This window comes from Streptomyces sp. NPDC127068, from assembly GCF_042724695.1.
GTDB lineage: Bacteria > Actinomycetota > Actinomycetes > Streptomycetales > Streptomycetaceae > Streptomyces.
The window spans coordinates 1-2,457 of record NZ_JBHXEN010000124.1 but is presented as its reverse complement, the minus strand read 5'-3'; the positions used below and the strand labels follow the sequence as shown (position 1 = coordinate 2,457).

1 protein-coding gene and 1 pseudogene are annotated in these 2,457 nt (G+C 64.3%); one reads left to right on the top strand and one right to left on the bottom strand.

Going from position 1 to position 2,457, the window contains the following annotated elements; genetic code table 11:
* The first annotated feature begins 740 nt into the window (after window positions 1–740).
* A complete protein-coding gene (ltrA, locus tag ACFWIA_RS35085) occupies window positions 741–2,000 on the top strand; it encodes a group II intron reverse transcriptase/maturase (protein WP_387011330.1) in 1,260 nt (419 codons plus the stop codon).
* Window positions 2,001–2,088: 88 nt separating this feature from the next.
* Here ltrA and ACFWIA_RS35080 read toward each other — a convergent pair.
* Window positions 2,089–2,457, bottom strand: a pseudogene (locus tag ACFWIA_RS35080) (IS5 family transposase); the annotation flags it as partial.

The window sequence follows — 2,457 nt, the reverse complement described above, 5'->3', positions numbered from 1 at the left end:
CCGGTCCGGTCGGGTGCGGGGGCGCCCGGCTCCGGTGCGGGCTATGTTCAGGGCCTTCATGAGCGGGATGAACATCGGGCTGTCGCCGCGCTGGCCGGGGGAGGTCAGCCAGACCAGGGGTCGGCAGCGGTCGTCCGCCAGGAGGTGGATCTTGCTGGTCTTGTGTCCTGAACATGAAAGGGAGTTGGCAGTAGGACAACTTCTGGGAATGGTGCTCTGCGAGAGATGAAGGTTTGGCCCTTCGGAGTCGCCCTGCGGGGGGAGGCTCCAAACCGCCTCATGCTGCGTTGGCTGAAGACCGTCGTGGTGAGCGATGAGGAAAAGGCGTCGTAAGAGGCGTCAGGTGGGGACTGGAAAGGCGAACGCAAGTGAATCGCTGCTGACGTGTCGAAAAAGATTAAGGCGGCATCGAAACCGGGGTGTGACCAGAATCCCGGGATGAGCCTGGCGGGTGCCCGTTTATTGGCCAGGTGGTGTCCGGCATGTAGGCGACGCGAGTCCAGTCTGCTGCTCTCGCATGGAACAGGAGAAGGCAGGTCCCGACACGCCCCGCCACGCCGCGGGGGATAGGGAGTGCCCCAAGCGGCGGACACCGCAAGGGGTCGAGTACCGACGCGGGACCTGCTGGCGGACCGGCTCGTAGTAGTGACGAAGCCCCTGTAACGGGGGTGGAGCGAAGGGGCCGGGTCGTTCGTGACTGTGTTGATCACATCAACCGGACTTCGTCCGGGAGGAGTGCGATGGGCCAGTTGAAGTCTCAGATCAAGCCGTTTGATATCTCGAAATGGGAAGTCAAAGAGGCGTGGGAGGAAGTCAGGGCGAGCAAGGGCGCACCCGGTGTGGACGGGCAGAGCATCGAGGACTTTGAGAAGGACCTGAAGAGCAACCTGTATAAGGTCTGGAACCGAATGTCGTCGGGCTCTTACTTCCCGCCGCCGGTGCGCGCGGTAGAGATTCCCAAGCCGCATGGCGGCGGCACGAGAATGCTCGGTATTCCGGCTGTCGCCGATCGTGTTGCCCAGACCGTTGTGGCCCGGCATCTGATGCGAAGGGTGGAACCGATTTTCCACCCCGACAGCTACGGATACCGGCCCGGACGGTCCGCCCTGGACGCAGTGGAAAGGTGCCGGGAGCGCTGCTGGAAGCGGGACTGGGTGGTGGAGTTCGACATCACCAAGTTCTTCGACAGCGTGCCCTGGGACCTGCTGGTCAAGGCGGTGGAAGCTCACACTGACGCCGTTTGGGTGAAATTGTATGTGCGGCGGTGGCTCCACGCGCCGCTCGCCATGCCCGACGGTTCTCTGCTGGAACGGGAGTGTGGAACCCCGCAAGGGGCGCCGGTCTCTCCCGTGCTGGCGAACCTGTTCCTGCACTATGCGTTCGATACCTGGATGGCGCGGGAGTTCCCGAACATCTGGTTCGAACGGTATGCGGACGACGCTGTCCTGCACTGCGTCACCGAGCGCCAGGCCCGGCAGGTACTGGCCGCGCTCATGGACAGGATGGCCGAGGTCGGACTGCACCTGCACCCGGCCAAGACCCGGCTCGTGTACTGCAAAGACGGCAGACGTCGTGGCTCCTTCGAGCACACGGCGTTCACCTTCCTCGGCTACACGTTCCGAGCCAGACAGAACCGGGATCGCTACGGCAAGTCATTCCAGTCGTTCGATCCCGCTGTCAGCAGGGACGCCCTGAACAAGATGGGACGGGAAGTGCGCTCCTGGCACTTGCACACCCGCTCCGATCTTTCCTTCAAGGAGCTTGCCCGCAGGATCAACCCTGTCGTGGCCGGCTGGATCAACTACTACGGCCGGTTCAGGCCGTGGGAGCTGAACCCCTTCTTGATGCGCATCAATGCCTACCTGGTGCGCTGGATCCGCCAGAAGTACAAACGGCTCGTGGCTGAACGGAAAGCCATCACGAAGATGCAGGAGATCGCCCGACGATATCCCCGCATGTTCGCGCACTGGCGCTGCACCGTTGCAGCCGTGATGACCTGAAGAACAGAACGACAAGAGCCGTGTAACGGGAGACTGTTACGCACGGATCTGTGAGAGCCGGGAGGTGAGATTCCTCCCGGCTACTCGGCAGTCCGCCCCGGGAGCGTCCCAGGGCCTCGCGGCCCTCTGGGTCCACACGGGTCCCGCCCCTTTTCCGGGGTGGTCGGCCGGGGACGCGTGCCGGGCTCCGGCCGCGTGCTGGTGGGCCCGGCAGGTCGTGGAGTCGACGTTGACCGCCCACGCGCCGTCCACGTCCGGAGCGGTGGAATCGGCACCGGCCTGAAGCGCCCGCAGGATCTTCGACCAGGTGCCATCCGCCGACCAGCGGCGGTGGCGTTCGTACACGGTCTGCCATGATCCGTAGCGTTCGGGCAGGTCACGCCAGGGAATCCCGGTCCGTGTCCGGTAGAACACACCGTTGACGACGGTCCGGTGGTCGGCCCACCGGCCACCCGGA

Bases quoted from the DNA above. Each gene is read 5' to 3' on its own strand.
- ltrA (WP_387011330.1), top strand. From the start codon at position 741: ATGGGCCAGTTGAAGTCTCAGATCAAGCCGTTTGATATCTCGAAATGG.